Source organism: Marinobacter arenosus (assembly GCF_019264345.1).
In the GTDB taxonomy this organism is placed as follows: domain Bacteria; phylum Pseudomonadota; class Gammaproteobacteria; order Pseudomonadales; family Oleiphilaceae; genus Marinobacter; species Marinobacter arenosus.
The window spans coordinates 1,815,573-1,832,848 of sequence record NZ_JAHVAO010000001.1 but is presented as its reverse complement, the minus strand read 5'-3'; the positions used below and the strand labels follow the sequence as shown (position 1 = coordinate 1,832,848).

Annotated in this window: 12 protein-coding genes; 9 read left to right on the top strand and 3 right to left on the bottom strand. The window is 60.4% G+C overall.

The genetic code is table 11. The features are described 5' to 3' along the window. Positions 1-4: 4 nt before the first annotated feature. The gene (gene nhaD, locus KXD86_RS08500; RefSeq protein ID WP_218635602.1) at positions 5-1,255 is read right to left on the bottom strand and encodes a sodium:proton antiporter NhaD; all 1,251 of its coding nucleotides are present in this window, start codon (positions 1,253-1,255) and stop codon (positions 5-7) included. A 329-nt stretch (positions 1,256-1,584) separates the two neighbouring features. On the opposite strand from nhaD, the gene mqo reads away from it, so the two are divergent. The 5 genes from mqo (at position 1,585) to KXD86_RS08475 (ending at position 9,254) form a co-directional block, all read left to right on the top strand. Beyond that, a complete protein-coding gene (gene mqo, locus KXD86_RS08495; RefSeq protein WP_218635601.1) occupies positions 1,585-3,066 on the top strand; it encodes a malate dehydrogenase (quinone) in 1,482 nt (493 codons plus the stop codon). 156 nt (positions 3,067-3,222) lie between these two features. Continuing rightward, positions 3,223-4,455, top strand: coding sequence for an ATP-grasp domain-containing protein (locus KXD86_RS08490; protein WP_218635600.1), 1,233 nt, complete (start codon positions 3,223-3,225; stop codon positions 4,453-4,455). A gap of 51 nt (positions 4,456-4,506) precedes the next feature. Continuing rightward, a complete protein-coding gene (locus KXD86_RS08485; RefSeq protein ID WP_218635599.1) occupies positions 4,507-6,522 on the top strand; it encodes a hypothetical protein in 2,016 nt (671 codons plus the stop codon). A 138-nt stretch (positions 6,523-6,660) separates the two neighbouring features. Next, positions 6,661-8,334, top strand: coding sequence for an acetolactate synthase large subunit (locus tag KXD86_RS08480; RefSeq protein ID WP_218635598.1), 1,674 nt, complete (start codon positions 6,661-6,663; stop codon positions 8,332-8,334). A gap of 47 nt (positions 8,335-8,381) precedes the next feature. Then, entirely contained in the window at positions 8,382-9,254 is an 873-nt protein-coding gene (locus tag KXD86_RS08475) for a coiled-coil domain-containing protein (protein WP_218635597.1), read from the top strand. Between the two features lie 30 nt (positions 9,255-9,284). On the opposite strand, the gene KXD86_RS08470 is transcribed toward KXD86_RS08475, so the two are convergent. Together KXD86_RS08470 and KXD86_RS08465 are read right to left on the bottom strand one after the other, a co-directional pair. Then, positions 9,285-9,986: an outer membrane beta-barrel domain-containing protein gene (locus KXD86_RS08470; protein ID WP_228739352.1), complete on the bottom strand. Its 702-nt coding sequence runs from the start codon at positions 9,984-9,986 to the stop codon at positions 9,285-9,287. Further along, a complete protein-coding gene (locus KXD86_RS08465) occupies positions 9,956-10,681 on the bottom strand; it encodes an SH3 domain-containing protein (RefSeq protein ID WP_218635596.1) in 726 nt (241 codons plus the stop codon). The genes KXD86_RS08470 and KXD86_RS08465 overlap by 31 nt, the downstream gene beginning before the upstream one ends. A 518-nt stretch (positions 10,682-11,199) precedes the next feature. Here KXD86_RS08465 and KXD86_RS08460 point away from each other — a divergent pair. Genes KXD86_RS08460 through KXD86_RS08445 form a run of 4 tightly spaced genes read left to right on the top strand, consistent with a single transcriptional unit; the run spans position 11,200 to position 17,267 of the window. Further along, positions 11,200-11,820 carry a hypothetical protein gene (locus KXD86_RS08460; protein WP_218635595.1) on the top strand — a complete coding sequence of 207 codons (621 nt, stop codon included), beginning with the start codon at positions 11,200-11,202 and terminating at the stop codon, positions 11,818-11,820. A gap of 3 nt (positions 11,821-11,823) precedes the next feature. Further along, a complete protein-coding gene (locus KXD86_RS08455) occupies positions 11,824-13,593 on the top strand; it encodes a tetratricopeptide repeat protein (RefSeq protein WP_218635594.1) in 1,770 nt (589 codons plus the stop codon). Next, on the top strand, positions 13,583-16,429 hold the full coding sequence (locus tag KXD86_RS08450; protein WP_218635593.1) for a tetratricopeptide repeat protein: 2,847 nt from the start codon (positions 13,583-13,585) through the stop codon (positions 16,427-16,429). The genes KXD86_RS08455 and KXD86_RS08450 overlap by 11 nt, the downstream gene beginning before the upstream one ends. After that, positions 16,410-17,267, top strand: coding sequence for a tetratricopeptide repeat protein (locus tag KXD86_RS08445; RefSeq protein WP_218635592.1), 858 nt, complete (start codon positions 16,410-16,412; stop codon positions 17,265-17,267). The genes KXD86_RS08450 and KXD86_RS08445 overlap by 20 nt, the downstream gene beginning before the upstream one ends. Positions 17,268-17,276 lie beyond the last annotated feature (9 nt).

Below are 17,276 nucleotides of genomic sequence, written 5' to 3'. Positions count from 1 at the left end.
CACCTCAGTTGATGAAACGTCCAAGCATGTACACACCCGCATAGCCCAGGGTGTAGGCCACCAGGAGGTGGGCAAGATACCGCATGTAGGCACCAAAGGTCAGCCCCGGGATCTTGCTCATCGCCACAATGCCCGCGGCGGAACCGATCACGAGCAGGGATCCACCCACGCCCACGGCGTAGGTCAGTCCCATCCATTCGCCCGGACTCATATCGATGCCGGCCTTGAGCAGGGCGGCGGTCAGCGGCACGTTATCGATGACCGCCGAGAAGATGCCCATGAGGTAGTTGGCGTACAGCGGGGGCAGCACATCGTAGATGGCAACGAGCGAATCCAGGGCGTGAATTTCCTTGAGCATGCCCACCAGAAGCAGGATCCCGAGGAAAAACAGCAACGTCTCGAACTCGATGATACGGATGTATTCGAGAATCGGGTCCAGGTCGGAGTCATCGCTCATGAACCGGGACACCAGGAACATGATCGACAGCCCGAACAGGAAGGTCAGCACCGGTGGAACACCAAACAGCGCGTTACCCGAAATGGTCCCCAGGATTGTCAACAAAAACAGCCCGCTGATAACGGCGTCCACTGGCCGGATTTCAGTCTTTGTGGAACGCAGGGTGACCGTACCTGTCAGACCCCGGGACAGGAATACCGCAAGCACGAACACCGTAATGGAGGCGGGAATGGCGAGGGTCAGCAAGGTCAGTATTTCCACCTTGTCCGCGAGGAAAATCATCAGGGTGGTCACGTCGCCGGTGATCAGGGAGACGCCCCCTGAGTTCACGGCGAAGACGACCAGGGTGACGAACTGAAGACGCTTTTTGAGTTCCAGATCCAGCGACAGAATCAGCGAACATGAGACTAACGTAGCGGTGATATTGTCTGCCAAAGACGAGAAAATAAAACAGAAAAGGCCGGTTAGAAACAGCAGTCTCCGTTCGCTTACCTGTTTCGGCATGATCAGGTAAATCAGGTTTTCGATCATTCCCTTCTTGTTCAGGTAAGCGACGAATGTCATGGCCGCGACCAGGAACAACCAAAGACCCGCTATCTCGGCAATGCTCTCGGACAGGCCGGTCGAGATAGCCGCGGTTTCGCCCTCATTTTCGCTGGCAAGAAACAGAAGAATCCAGCTCAGGGTGCCAAAGAACAGCGTCACCTTGGCTTTATTGACGTGAATGAGTTCTTCGAAAATAACGCCAAGCAGCGCCAGAACAGCAAGTGCGATCAGAACAGCTTCTAGGGCAGACATTGGGGAAATCCCGTCCAGAGTGCAGTTTGGAGGCCGTGCGTGCGGCCCGGGAAAAGTTTGTGGGGCGGGATTTTAGACCTTTGACCCGAAGCAAACCACTGTTCGTAGTTGATCCATGAGGTGGCGCGACGAAGCGGATCGCCGTCTGCAAAGTGAATCGATTGACATTCGCAATTTATTATTTCGGCGAAAATCGGGATAATTGCGCCCACATTCAGACCGGAAGCGAACGGCAGCGCCTTTTACCTTGCGTTTGACCGGCTTCCGACAGGCTCTCCTGCTGATCGTGGGAGGGTGCACAGGCTCAATACTAGCTAAGGTATAGACCAATGGCCGTTAGACAGGCAGACGTAGTGCTGGTCGGCGGGGGCGTCATGAGCGCCACCCTCGGCATGATGCTCAGGCAGCTCGATCCGTCCCTGGACATCGTCATGGTGGAGCGTCTCGACCACGTTGCCCATGAAAGCACCGACGGATGGAACAACGCAGGTACCGGCCACGCCGGCTACTGTGAGCTCAATTACACGCCGGAGACCGAAGATGGTGACGTCACCATTGACCGGGCACTCCAGATCAACGCCCAGTTCGAAGTATCGCTCCAGTTCTGGTCGTACCTGGTGGAGCAGGGCATCCTGCCCGACCCCAAGACCTTCATCAATCGGACGCCGCACCAGAGCTTTGTCTGGGGCGAGAAGGACGTGGCCTTTCTCAAGCGCCGCTTTGAGCGTCTGAGTGCCCACCACCTGTTCCGGGACATGGAGTACACCGAATCCCCGCAGGATCTGGAAGAGTGGATGCCGCTGGTGGTCAAGGATCGGGACCCGATGCAGAGAGTGGCTGCCACCCGGATCAAACACGGGGCGGACGTGGATTTCGGCTCGTTGACCCGCAGCATGGTGAACTACCTGGAAAGCCAGCCCAATTTCGAGCTGATGCTGAGCAGCCCCGTACATTACATTGACCAGCGCGACAACGGGCGCTGGAAAGTCCGGGTCAGGAACCAGAAGACCGGCGAGCTTACCAAGCTGGAGGCCGGCTTCGTGTTCCTGGGTGCCGGTGGCGGGGCGCTGCCGATGCTGCAGAAATCCGGCATCGAGGAAGCCCGCGGTTACGGCGGTTTTCCGGTCAGCGGCCAATGGCTGGTGTGCCGCAAGCCGGAGATTGTCGAACAGCACCATTCCAAGGTGTATGGCAAGGCGCCGATCGGTGCGCCCCCCATGTCGGTTCCGCACCTGGATACCCGAATCATCAATGGTGAGCCGGCGTTGCTGTTCGGCCCCTTTGCCGGCTTCACCACCCGGTTCCTGAAACAGGGATCGATTTTCGACCTGATCGGGTCGGTCAAGCCAACCAACCTGCGCCCGATGCTGTCCGTCAGCAAGAGCAACATGGACCTGACCCGCTATCTGATCGGTGAAGTGTTCCAGTCCCACAGCGATCGGGTTGCCTCGCTGCGCAATTTCTTTCCGGACGCCCGTGAGGAAGACTGGGAACTGAAGATGGCCGGCCAGCGCGTGCAGATCATCAAGCAGGTGGAAGGCGGTGGCGGCAAGCTCGAGTTCGGCACCGAGATCGTGGCGGCCAAAGATGGCACGCTGGCGGCCCTGCTGGGCGCTTCTCCCGGTGCATCCACCGCAGCCAACGCCATGCTCGATGTTCTGGAGCGCTGTTTCCCGGAAAGTCTGAAGACTGAGGCGTGGCAGGAACGCCTCAAACGACTGGTTCCGTCCTACGGCCAATCGCTGGTCACGGATGAGGAATTGCTGACTCAGGTGCGTGCACGGACACTTTCGACCCTGAAGTTGGCTTGATATTCCTAATCGGTCTAAAAAGCCTAAAAGCACCGCTGTGTCTGGATCTTACTTGGACACACCCGGTGCTTTTTTCGTTTTCATTGGTTCCCCGATTTGCGATTTCTCAACAAGGGCTTAGGGTTAATAGGCACCCCCACGCAAAGGAGAGAGCCTATGAGTGACCATAAGTATAATCCTGACAAGGGGTACGTCGCGCTCCTTGGTTGGAGCCTTAATGCCGTAGAAGCGGCCGACAAATTCGACCGACGCTATGTGGTCGTGGCCCCGGACTGGGCCGAAGCCTACTGCAAAGAGCACGATATCCCCTACGTGCCCTGGAACTTTGAGCGCCTGAATGATCGCTCCGTTGAAATCGCCCAGACCCTGAAAGATATGGGGGTCGACGTCGCCATACCGTTGTTCGAGGAGACGGTTGAATGGGCCGGTGCCATCAACTCGGTGCTGATGGACAAGCCGAAACTGTTTGGCCAGGCCATGCTGCTGCGCGACAAAGCGCTGATGAAGCGTCGTGCCCAGCTTGGTGGTATCCGGGTTGGCATCTTTGAGGAGGCCCACGACAAGGGCGACGTCATCCGGTTCCTGAAGCGCGTCAACCAGACGCTGCTCAAGCTGGACGGTGACCCGAACGACCCCATCCACCTCAAGGCATTCGACAAGGCCGGTTGCCTCGGCCACCGGGTGATTCGTACCCCGGATGAGGTTGATACCATTCCCGAGGAAGAATTCCCGGTACTCATGGAATCGCACCTGGATGGCTGGGAATTCGCGGTCGAGGCCTGGATTCACAATGGCAAGATCGCCTTCCTGAACATTTCCGAGTACGTCACCCTTGGCTATTCGGTGTTTGTGCCGGCCACGCCGGACCTTGAGAAATACCGGGACCAGATCCGGGGTGAAATCGAGAAGCTGATCAAGACGTTCGACATTGATTTCGGCTTTATTCATCCGGAATACTTCGTGACCAGCGACAGCACCATGTACTTTGGCGAGGTGGCTTACCGTCCACCGGGATTCAAGGTATTCGAGCTGCTGGAGCGTGCCTACGGTTTCAACGCCTATCAGGGCATGATCATGACCTTCGATCCCAAGACTACCGATGAGGAAGTGAAAAACTTCTTCCCGAAAGAGGTAGTGGATGCCAAGGGTTACGCCGGATGCTTCGGTGTCTATCCGCGTCGCCGGGTGGTCAGCAAGCTGGAGATTCCGGAGGAAACCGAGAACCACGAGTATTTCGAGTCTCACGAACTGACTCCGCCGCTGGAAGAAACCGTGACCAAGCGGACCGCCTTCGGGACACACTGGGGGCTCGTGTATTTCTTCGGCGACGATCCGTACATCATGCGAGATCTCTTGAAACATCAGGAAGAGCTCGATTTCTATGTATAATCGGGAGGATCAGTAACAACAGATGGGTTGGCAGGCCCTGAGGATAATCGTTTGAACGATCACCAACCGGGCAGTGCAGCGCCGGCCGTCAATTTTGACAAGCTGGTGCAACGTCTGGATGAGGCAATCCAGGCACTGGAAGAGAGTCGGTCTTTTGCCAAGGCCGGCAAGCTTCCGCGCGTGTTTGATATTGCCAAGCGAGTACTGCTCCAGCCGGAGGGCTGCCGCGTGATCGAGGAGCGCGCCGAGCGCCTCGAACGGGCCGGTGTCTACATCGGTACCGACTGGGCCGATCCCGGTATCCTGCTCCCATCCCTGACCACGCATTCCCTGCAGAGTCAGAATGCAGACACGGTGGTCATTGAAGCGTTCAGCGAGCTCCGCCTCCTGGCGGTGGCTCGCGGCTTTTACCTGCATCCGTCGGTGTCGGCGGAGCAGGCCCACCATTACCTGACTCAGGTGCTTGCGATCAATCTGGGGCTCCTGTTCGGCATGACCGGCGAGGCTGAGCGTGAACAGGGCAAGCTGTCTCTCATCAGCCAGTCCCTGGTCCAGTACGTCGCGCAGCACATTGGCTACGAGCACGTCATTGACAGCCTGATTGAGGAAATCTGGCGGATTCTGCAGCAACGGCCCATTCAGGTCAGCGACGTGCGCCGGATGATTACCCAGATTGCCATTTGCCGGGCCGATCCAGAGGCGGATCTGGGCGGCGCGGGTCGTGGCGCAGACCGTCTGATTTCCAGTCTGTACGGACCCACCCGGGCCTGCAGCGAAGACCCCGGGACCGTGGTGTACGAACAACGCCTGGAATCCATGGATGCCCAGGCGCTGCAGAACGAGGCCACGGGCTTTGCCCGTTCCATGCACGATACCGGGCTGGTGTCGCCGTACCACGCCTCGTTTGTTCGATTTATCCTGGAGGATCAGGATGCCCTGCTCAGTGAGGCTTTGGGGCTGTCGAGCACCGGACGGGATTGCCTGCTGTGTTACCGGGAGCTGGTCTGCACCCTGATTGAGGAGGGCGTGTTTCCGGAAACGGCGCAGGCGCTGTATGGCCTCGCGCTGATGCTGGAGCGCGGCATTCTCTACCAGCCGCCGGTCGCCCCGGCGCTCTGGCGCCAGGCCCGGTTGTCCCTGTGTCCCCAGGCGAGGGAGCGGCTGCAACTGGCCTACGGCTATCAACCCCAGCCCGGAGCCTGGTTGATCCAGGGTGTGCTCAACATGCTTGGCCAGCCGCTGGGTGTGGGCCAGGGCAACAATCCCACCTGCCAGTCGGCGCGGGCTCTGTCGATGTGGGCGTACAACGATCCGGACTACCTGCTGCAGATGGTCGCCTGGGCCGCGCGGGACAACGAGATCATCATGCATTTTGAGGGCAAGCCCGTGTCCTCGGCTCGCAGTATGGGGGGCGTGGCCTCGGAGGTCACCCTCGATCTGGACCCGGTATCGGTGGTGGTGGTGCCCCACCTGGATCGCATTTACGCGGAGATGGGCCGGCTTGTGGCCGACCGCCCCGGTGATCCGCACCAGTGGGTGAACCCGGAATTTCACGGCTGGTCGGCCGGCCGTGGTTTTGCCATCAATGTCGATGTCGCCACCGGCCAACTGGACGACCTGGACGGATTCATTCGGCACTTCTACGCCAGTTACCACCCCTTCTACAACGGCAACCAGCCGCTGATCCACCCCCAGCCTGCGGGCATTGCGGTCACCGACAGTGCTGCCCGGTTCATCGGCTGGCATGCGATTACGGTGCTGCGGGTGGCGCTGGATCCGGAAGGCCTGATGCGGGTGTATTTCTTCAATCCCAACAACGACAGTGGTCAGAACTGGGGCGACGGCGTTCGTGTCAGCACGGCTGGGCACGGCGAACGCTTCGGCGAATCCTCACTGCCGTTTGAACAGTTTACTTCCCGCCTGTACATCTTCCATTTCGACCCTCTCGAACGCGGCGAACCGGCCGACGTGGGCGATGACGAACTGAAGCGCGTGGTGGATGGCATTTATCGTAGCTGGGGCGAAGGTCGCGTGCCGGCCGATGCCTTGCAAGCAGAACCTCGGTAGCCAACTGACGCCCCTCCCGTAATTTTATCCCCGCATCGGACATCCGTAGCCCTGACTGAACGTAACGTTAGTCAGGGAGGGTGTTCTGGCGACAGAATGCTATGCTCGGACTCTCATCCAGCCGCACAGGGGATAATCATGGCAAGCGAACAACCCGCCAACGCGCACAATGGGGCAGAACTGTTCATCAAGGCTCTGGAGAACGAAGGCGTCAAGTACATCTTCGGCGTGCCGGGCGAGGAGAATCTGGACCTGCTTGAGGCTCTGCGCACGTCCAGTATCCAGTTGGTGCTGAATCGCCACGAACAGGCGGCGGGATTTATGGCCGCGACCTATGGCCGGCTGACCGGACGAGTGGGGGTTTGCCTGTCGACACTGGGGCCGGGCGCGACCAATCTGGTGACCGCAGCCGCCTACGCCCAGTTGGGCGGTATGCCGATGATGATGATCTCCGGCCAGAAGCCGATCAAATCCTCGAAGCAGGGTCTGTTCCAGATCCTGGATGTGGTCGACTTGATGCGCCCACTCACCAAGTACACGCGCCAGATCAGCAACGCCAACACGATCCCTGCGAAAGTTCGCGAAGCCTTTCGTCTGGCCTCGGAGGAGCGGCCCGGCGCAGTTCATCTCGAGTTGCCGGAAGACATTGCATCGGAGCGCCCCGAGCCGGACACCCATATTTTCGAGCCCAGCGATGCCCGCCGGCCCTCCGCCAGTGAGAAAAGCCTGGAGATGGCTTGTGACATGCTGCGCAAGGCCCGGCATCCGCTGATCATGATCGGCGCGGGTGCGAACCGTAAGCGGGTGTCCCAGGCACTGATCCATCTGGTCAACGTCACCAACATTCCGTTCTTCACCACCCAGATGGGCAAAGGGGTGGTGGATGAGCGTCACCCCCGGTACCTGGGTAACGCCGCCCTGTCCGCCGGGGATTTTGTCCACTGCGCCATCGACCGTGCTGACCTCGTGATCAACGTGGGCCATGATGTGGTAGAGAAGCCGCCATTTTTCATGAAGGCCGGCGGCAAGCAGGTCATCCACGTGAATTTCAGCGGTGCCGATGTGGACCCGGTGTATTTCCCCCAGCACGAAGTCGTGGGCGATATTGCCAACAGCGTGGAGTACATGGCGGAGCACTGTGGGCATTGCGCCAGCCACGACTTCTCCTGGTTCATGGACGTCAAGGCGGCGGTGGACCGGCACCTGCAGGACCGGGCGGATGACGACCGGTTCCCGGTCATTCCACAGCGCATTGTCAGCGACGTGCGCCGGGTCATGCCGGAAGACGGCATCATTGCCCTGGACAACGGTATGTACAAGCTCTGGTTCGCTCGCAATTACCCGGCCTACGACAACAACACGGTGCTGCTCGACAATGCCCTGGCGTCCATGGGAGCGGGCCTGCCCAGCGCCATGATGGCGGCGATGCTGTATCCCCACCTGAAAGTGATGGCGGTGTGCGGCGATGGTGGGTTTATGATGAATAGCCAGGAAATGGAAACCGCGGTGCGGCTGAAGCTCAACCTGGTGGTGCTGGTGATCGACGACAGCGCCTACGGCATGATCAAGTGGAAGCAGCGCCAGGAAGGCTTTGAAGGCTTCGGCCTGGATTACCGCAATCCGGATTTCGTGAAGTACGCCGAGTCCTACGGTGCGATTGGCCACCGCGTCGAGCGCACCGAGGACTTGCGGCCGACCCTGGAGCGGGCACTGGCCGACGGCGGTGTTCACCTGGTGGACGTGCCGGTGGATTACAGCGAAAACCGCCGGGTGTTCGACGAAGAACTGGCGGACCTGACCTGCCGGCTCTAGGCGGTGTATCATGCCCACCTCGATTCGGAAACAGAGGAAGCATTGGCATGATCCGTTCGCTGTTGCGAGGCTTTGCCGCCGTATCAATGCTCGCGCTCCTGGCGGGCTGCAGTAACCCTGAAACGCCCCAGGAAGTCGCCGAGGTTTTCTGGCAATCGGTCATTGAGAATGACGCCGACGACGTCGCCGAGTTCTCGACGCTGGCCAGTGCCGACCAGTTCGACGGCTTCGGCATGGAGTGGCAGGACGTTTCCATTGCCTGGGGCCGGGTGGTCATCGATGAGGCTCGCGCTACGGTGGAAACCCGCTTCCGCAACGTCGGCGAAGGCAACGAGGACGGCCGGAAGGTTCTGACCTTCCTGGAACTCAGGGACGACGTGTGGCTCGTCGATTACGAGCGTACCCACCGAGTCGTCACCGAGCGCTCCATGTTCGATGGCGTCATCGGCACGCTCAACGACCTGCGGGATCGCCTGAACGAGAGCATCAACCGGTCGTCGGACCGTATGGGGGATCGGCTGGACGAGCTGGCCATTGAACTGGAGGCCCTGTCGGTGGAGGCGCAACAGCGTTCACGGGAAGCACTGGAGGAGTATGGCAACAAACTCCAGGAGCACATCGAGGCGTTGACCGAATCCATCGAAGAGGCTTTGAAAGATCAGCCTGACGCCAGCCCACGGGACCGGGAACTGCTGGAGGCCTCGCGGCAGGATCTGAGCACCCAGAGCGAGCGTCTGGACGAACCTGATCTCCGGGCCTTTGCCGAGAGCAGTCGGGCGGTTACCGAGACCCGGTTCCGGCTGACTGAAGTGGATCAGGCGCGATTCGAAGATTACCGGGACGACTGGCAGGAATGGATGGAAGAGATCGAAGCGGATCTGTCCGAACTGATGGACGAGATGGCCGCCGGGCGGGGTTAACCGCCCGGCGCACCTTCCGGGTTTACGCCATCAGAAGAACAGCGTGAATCCGGAAGACAGCTCGATGTTGTGGGTGAGCTGGGATTCGCGAATCAGGTCGCTGGTGAACATGTGGTCCCGAAAATCCACGTGAACCGTCAGCCAGTCCAGCAGAACCACCCGGAACCCGGTGCCGAGTGTGGTCGTGAAGTTGCTCTCGCCACCAAACTCGGTGTTTCCGACCCCGCCAACCAGGTAGAAGGCGGAGTTGAAGGTCAGCGAGTCGCTGAAAAACACCTCGCCCGGAAAAATGTTGTAGCCCACCAGAAAATCGTAGTAGCTGTACTCCCGGTCAGAATCGCTCAGTAGCCTGACGTTATCGCCACTGAGTTCCTCGAACGACGTCAGCCCCGCCTCGGTATAGCCGTAATTGAACTGCAGGAAGAAGTCCTCGGTGGCATGGAATGCCGCACTGACCCCCACCAACGGTTCACTGCTGAAGTTGTCGATCGTCATCATGCCGGCAAAGGCACCGACCTCGAAAAACTCCGCATCGATATCCGCCTCCTGGATACTGCGGGGTTTTACCTCAGGCGCGATGACCTGGACCGGCGCCGGCTTGTCACTGTCCCCGGTTTCCTGCGCCGTCGCCCACTGTGGAATGGCCAGCGAGCACGCCAGTAGCAGCGCCTTGCCGGTCCCGTAGTCAGAGAATCCTGACCTCAGAAGAAGGTGTTCAGACCGATTTTCCATTCACTTAAACCTGTGCTGTCTGAATTGGAGGAAACCGAATACACGCGGTACTCGGCACGAACAAGAAAATTGCGCCCGATGTAATAGCTCAGGCCGCCTCCGACGTTGACCGCATCGGCATCGCCAAGGTCGCTCAGCAGAACCTTCTGGCGGGCGTCGAAAGAAAAACGGGAGACCCCGGCCAGCGCATAGGGCGTCAGGTCCCACTGGTGGAAGGGCTCGATGATCACGTTGGCGCTGTAGTAGTCACTGGTCACTGACCGGTTGTAGATCTTGCCGGCCTCCAGTTCCGCACCAAGCCAGGTGAGGGGGCGATAGCCGACCGCCAGGCTGAAGCTGGTGGACTGCTCAAATAAACCGGTGGTAAAGCCTACGCGCCAGCTGGAGGCCAGGTATTCACCGTGTCCGACTTCGGGCAGGTCGGCCGGAAGCCCGGTCGGCAGCAGCGTGCGCCCCAGCTGGGCGGCTTTGGTCCAGCCCTCTTCGCCGGACGCAGACCGAACCTTGTACCAATTGGTCTTACGCTTCAGCAGCTCGACCTGCTCCCCTTTCTCGATCACATGGAACACCGGGTAGCCCCTTCCCGGCGCGGTGTGCAGTTCAATAAACGGGTCCACCACTTCCAACACCGCACTTTCATCATCAAAGGCCGTCTGTGCATCAGCGTCTGCCATCGCCACGGTCAACAGGATCATTGACAGGAAAACGTTCCGACAGAGGTTGCCCGGAAACGGAGACGGCAATTTAGAGATGGTGTCTGTGATCGCGTTCATAAGTTCGATGCCGGTTTTCAACAGGTTTGTTAAATAATGTGAACTAATGTAAAGAACTGTTTTTATTGAAAAAAATTGGCTATGTGAGGGAACTCTGACGAGCGCACGGGCGTTCAGCAATAGTCCATGCGTCGTTTCGCGAAGGGAATCACAGAATCTTAATCGAAAAGAAAATGATTAAGCTTCCGCCAAAGAACCTGTGCTAGCGTATTTAACGGTATTTAACGAATGAAGCATGTCTCAACAAAACCGACCGTCCGATCAAACAAGAGCCAATCAAAAAGAGCTTCCCGGACAGAGTCGGTCAACTCAAAAGTCAGTCCCCTGATTGTTCACGGTGAACTGTCAGCGCCCACCCGGCGATCTGGCACAGGAGCAAGATGGTGACGACTCAAAAACCGGGGTCTGTTTACAGGCCGGCAACAACGAAATCACTCTGGATGCGCGCCGGGCTTCTGTCCCTGGTGCTGTCTGCGGGTAGTCACGCGTTCGCAAGCGAAGACGTCGCTCCGCAAGGGCAGGGCAGTGCCGGGGTCGGTGCACCTGCGGCGGCGCTCGACCAGATCATTGAAACGCCGATGTCGGTTCGCAAAAGTCGGGAACGGGCGCAGCGTGCGGTCAACGAACTGTCCCGCGACATTCAGGACCTGAAGCAGTCCGTGGTGGTCCTGAACAAGGATCTGCGGGTGCTTGAGGAAGACCTGCTGTTCCCCGCGAACACCCGTTTTCACGTGTTCCTGTCGCTGAACGTGGGTGAGTTCTTCCACCTCGAAGGGGTTGAGCTGCGGCTCGACAACGAAACCATCGCGTCCTACCTGTACAGCGAGGAAGAGCGCTCGGCACTGGCCAAGGGCGGCATGCATCGCCTGCACCTGGGGAACATCAGTGCCGGCGAGCATACCCTGTCGGCCTTCTTTATCGGGCAGGGGCCCAATGGCCGCGAGTACAAGCGTGGCAGCAGTCTGCGTTTCACCAAAGCGCAGGGGCCGAAGTACGTCGAGCTGAGCATCGCCGACTCCGAAGCGCGGCAGCAGCCCGAATTCTCCGTTCGGGAGTGGTAAGCCATGATGTTCGCACGCGCTGCCCATCGAACGTTCAGAGGCGCCCTGGCCGGGCTGACCCTTGGGGCACTTTGCCTGCCGGCCGTTGCCGCTCCGACGGTTTCCGAGGTTCACGATCTTAAATACGGTGCGATCCTGTTCGAGTTCTACCAGCAGAACTATTTTGAGGCGCTGGTGGAATACGCCTGGGCCGAGGACCAGGGCGGTGTGCAGAATCACGGAACCTACCCGGAACTGCTCAAAGGCGGCATCAGCCTCTCCTACGGGCTGGATACCCAGGCCGAGGAAATCTTCTCGCGGGTTGCCCAGGGCAACCTCACCGAGGAAGTGCGTAACCGGGCCTGGTTTTACCTGGGCAAGATGCAGTACCTGCGGGGCGACACCAGCGTTGCTGCCCGCAACCTGAGCAATATCCAGGGGCCGCTGCCGGAGGCGGTGGACGCCGAGTACCGTTACCTGGCGGCGCTGGTGAACGTAAAGCTGGGCTACTTCTCGGCCGGTGAGGCGGTTGCCGACAGCATTGATGACGACAGCCCCTTTGCGCCCTACTTCTACTTCAACCTGGCCATCGCCTATGGCGCCCAGGAAAATTCCGGTCGCGCCATCGCCGCCCTGGAGAAAGTGATCGATCTGGAGGATGGCAGTGAAGAGCTGCGTCGCCTGGGCGACCGTGCCCGCATGGCGCTGTCCTTCCTCTACGCCGGCCGGGACGATCAAGCCAACGCGGGGCTGCAGCTTTCCCGCATCAGCAGCACCGGGGCCTACTCGAACCGGGGCCTGCTGGGTGCCAGCTGGATGGCCATTAACGAGGGTGCCTTCCCCGATGCCCTCGGCCCCCTGGCGGTTCTGACGACGCGTTCCATTGCCCTGCCGGAAGTGCAGGAAGCGATCCTGCTCCAGCCCCACGTGTATGAGCAAATGGGCCTGAATGGCCGGGCGGCCCGGGGTTTCATCGACGCCGACCACCGGTTCCGCGAGGCCCTGGACTGGCTCCAGAAAGCCCGGCAGTCGCTTGATCACGCGGATGTGATGGAGCTGTTTGTCCAGAACCTCGACAAGGTCCTGGGGGAAAGCGACTGGTTTGGCGCGGCGCCGTCGGTCTCGGTCAACCATCTCTCGCCGTTCCTGGTGGAGTTGATGTCGGACCACAGCTTCCAGTCCGTGCTCAAGGATCTGCGAGACCTCTATGCCATTCGCAACAACCTCGAAAACTGGCAGGCGCGGCGGGATGACTTCGACGTCATTCTCGCCGCCCGGGCCGGCAGCATCGACGGCGAAAGCCATCGCCAGGGCCTGTCCCGGATGGCTCGCCAGGTGGCCGAGAGCCGTAAGCGGTATCAGGTGCTGTCCGGCCGGATGTCCAGCCTCCCCGAAGATGTGCAGGAACGACTGAAGTGGCAGCTTGAAGACCTGGCGTTTGACATCACCCGGGGCGAAAACATGCTGGATGCGCTCAGCGGCGCGCACGCTATTTCCGAGGGGGACCAGTTCAGCCAGGCCGTGGTCAGGATGATGGCGCAGGTTGACGACCAGATGGTGCGCACGGAAGGACTGATCACTCGCCTTGAGGACGTCATGCGGACGCTGGTGGCGACCGAACTGGACATTCACCAGCAGCGCCTGGAGCAGTACCAGGTCGAGGCGCAACTGGCGAAGGTCCGGATTCTGGACCGTTCGCTGCAGGACCTGGAAGTCATCGAAGAGGACGGACAGTCGCCGGAGTCCGCTGCGGCTCCCGCAGACCAGGCGGAAGGAGGCGATCATGCGATCTAGGATTCTGCTGCTGACCCTGTTCATTGGCGGCTGTGCCAACTTCGATGGTGGCCCCACCATCGGCCGGATTCAGGAAAACCACCAGCCCATGGCGGATATTCCGCTGCCGCGGGTGATGCACGAGGACGTCCGCCGGGAGTACCGCGAGCTGCTGAAAACCATTGAGGACCGGAAGCTCAAGGAGCAGATCGAGCGCCGGATTGCCAGCGTTTACATGCTGGAAGGGGACTACAACCAGTTGCGGGGTGTGCTGCCGGGCGATACCGGTTATTTCCCCGACGCCATCGAGGCCTACCGGGACCTTCTGCAGAAGTACCCGGATTCCGAGGAGAACGCCGAGGCCATGTACCAGCTGGCCAAAGCCTACGATCTGGACGGTCGGGACCAGGACGCGCGTACGGTGCTCGAACAGTTCATCCAGGATCACCCCCACTCCGGGCGACTGGCCGAGGTCTATTTCCGCAAGGGCGATATCCATTTCCGGCACGAGGAGTACGAGCAGGCGGAACAGGCGTACAAGGCGGTCATCGCCCTGGGCGGGGATTCGGCCTTCCTGAACAACTCCTATTACCTGTTGGGCTGGTCCCAGTACAAGCTGTCGGATTATGACAACAGCCTGATGGCCTTCTCCCAGGTTCTGGACCGGCTGGTACCGGAAGACGGCAAGGTCGAGAAGCTGGATAACGTCAACCGCTCCCTGGTCGATGACACCCTGCGTATCATGAGTGTCGGCCTGGCCTACGCCGGCGGCGCCTCGAAAATCGACAGCATGTTCGCCAACCGGCCGGAGAGCGCCAAGTACACCTGGATTCTCTATTCCAGCCTCGGCAAGCATTACCTTGAGAAGGAACGGTACGAGGATTCGGCCTCATCCTTCCGGGCCTTCGTCATGCAGAACCCGGACTCCGACCGCGCGCCGGAAATGCACGCCGACATGATCCGCGCCTACGTGGATGGCGAATTCTCCCAGCAGGTGCTGCCGGAGAAAGAAAGCTACGTTCGCAACTACGGGATCCGGTCTGAGTTCTGGAAAACCAAGTCTCCGGACATCAAGTCCAAGGTCATTCCCAACCTCAAGACCTACATCGACGAACTGGCGCGGCACTACCACGCCACCGGCCAGCGCCTGAAGCGTGAGCTGGCAGAAGGCGCCGTGGATGCGGCCGCCAAGGTGGCCCGTGTTTCGGAACAGCGCACCAGTTTCCTGAAGGCGGCCGAGTTCTACGGTGAATACGAGCAGACCTTCCCGAACGATCCCCGTATCCCGGAAATGGTGTACATGCGCGCCGAAGCAGCCTTCGACGGTGGCGATTACCCGACGGCCATCACCCACTACGAGCGCAGCGCCTACGAATTCAAACATCCGAAGTACGGACCGGACGCCGGCTATGCCGCGATCATTGCCTACCAGAAAGAACTGGAGCGCCTGATCGATGCCGGTGGCAAGGGCTCGGAGAAGGTCACCGCCTGGCGCAGCAAGGGCGTCGACAGCCAGCTGCGGTTTGTCCAGGCCTACCGGGATGACGAACGCTCCGGTTCGGTCCTGGCCAAGACGTCCGAGGAACTGTTTGCCCTGGGTCGTTATGAGCGCGCCCTGGAAGTGGCCACCAGCATTGTCAGCCGCGAAGGGGACGTCGACCGGGAGCTGAACCGCACGGCCTGGGGGGTCATTGCCCACAGCCAGTACGAATTGGGCCGCTTCCCGGAAGCGGAAGCCGGCTATCGCAGCCAGCTGCGCTACATCGACGGCAGCGACCCACAGTTCGCCGAAGTCACCGAGCGCATGGCCGTCACCATCTACAAGCAGGGTGAGCAGGCTCTGGAGGCGGATGACCTGGCCGGTGCTGTGGATCAGTTCCTGCGCATCAAGGTGGTGGCGCCGAGAACCGACGTGCGGGTGATCGCGCAGTTTGACGCCGCCACCCACCTGATGACCCTGGAAAACTGGGACCCGGCCCTGGCGGAAATGAACGAGCTGCGCCGGCTCTTCCCCAACCACAAGCTGGCCGCGGACCTGCCCCAGAAGATTGCCTGGGCCTACGAGCAGGACGAGCAGTGGCTGAAGGCGGCACGCGAGTATGAAGACATCTACCGCAGCAACGCCAAGGCCGACGTGCGCCGGGATGCGCTGTTCCTGTCCGCCGAGCTGTATGAAAAGGCGGGCGAGGACCAGCAGGCCCTCACGTACTTCAAGAAGTGGGCCTTCGATTACGAAGAACCCTTCGACACCCGCATGGAAGCGCGCTACCACGTCGCCTACCTGTACAAGCGGATGGATGACCTGAACCGCCATCTTTACTGGTTGCGCCGGGTGATCGACGGCCACAACAAGGCACCGGCCAACTGGCAGAGTGACCGGTCGGCGTGGCTGGCGGCCTGGGCCAACAACGAGTACGGCGACTACTGGCGCATCGAGTTTGACCGGGTCCGGCTCCGTCATCCGCTGAACAAGAGCATTCCGCGCAAGAACGAGAAGCTCAAGAACGCCCTGGACCGGTACCAGAAAGCGGTGGGCTATGAGATGGCCGGGCAGACCACCCGGGCCACGTTCAATATTGCCGATCTCTACGGCCAGTTCGCCCGCGAGCTGATGGACGCGCCCCGACCGAGTGGCCTCAGCCAGCTTGAAGCGATGCAGTACGAGCTGGTGCTCGAAGAACAGGCGATTCCGTTCGAAGACCTGGCCATCGAGGTGCACCAGGCCAACATCGAACGGTCCTGGGGCGGCATGTTCAACCCCTGGATTGCAAAGAGCTTCGACGCGATGGCGAAGCTGAACCCGGCTCGATTCGACAAACAGGAAGTACAGGTGGCGTATGGCGATGGTATCCGTTAAGCACTGGCGCACTGGCGCCCTGATGACGGCGGTGCTGCTGTCCGGTTGCGCCGGTCTGGGCACGGTCGGCGGTCAGGGCAGCACCCCTGAGGCCCCGGCCAAGAAAGTGGTGGAGAGCAAACCGTCGGCACCGAACGATGGCGAGGCCAGCCAGCGCTACCTGCCGCAGCAGGCCTACGACAAGCAGGGCAATAAGATCGCCTACGAGCCGTCGCCGAACCCCTACACCGGAACCTCCGAGCCGGTTCCGCCCGAGGCCGTCACCCGCTTCCGTAAGGCAGACAGCCTGATGGCTGACGAGCAATACCGGGAGGCCCGTAAGGCGTTCGAAGCCATCACCCGGGACTACCCGGACCTGTCCGGACCCTGGGTAAAGCTGGGTGAGCTGGCGGAAATTGGCGAGCGCATGGAACGGGCGGAGAAGTCCTATAAGAAGGCGCTGGAGGTGAATCCGGAGAACGTGAATGCCTATCTTGCGCTGGCCCTGTTCCAGCGTCGCAGCGGGGATTTTGAAGCCGCCCGCGACACCTACATCGCGGCGCTGGCGCTCTGGAAGGACTTTCCCGAGGCCCACCTGAACCTGGCGATTCTGTTCGACCTGTATATGAACCAGCCGGCGCTGGCGCAGCCGCATTTCGAGGCCTACGACTTCCTGACCAGCGGCGACAACCCGCGGGTGGCTGACTGGCTGATCGAGATCCGGCGTCGTACCGGCATCGAGACCAGCTTCATCGACAATCCGCCCCCGGCGCCGAAAGCAACGGAAGAGGCTGCTGCCGCAGAGCCCATGTCAGCGGAGAAAGGCCCGGAAACCACAGCAAACGAAGAGAAAGGCTAGGAGATCGCC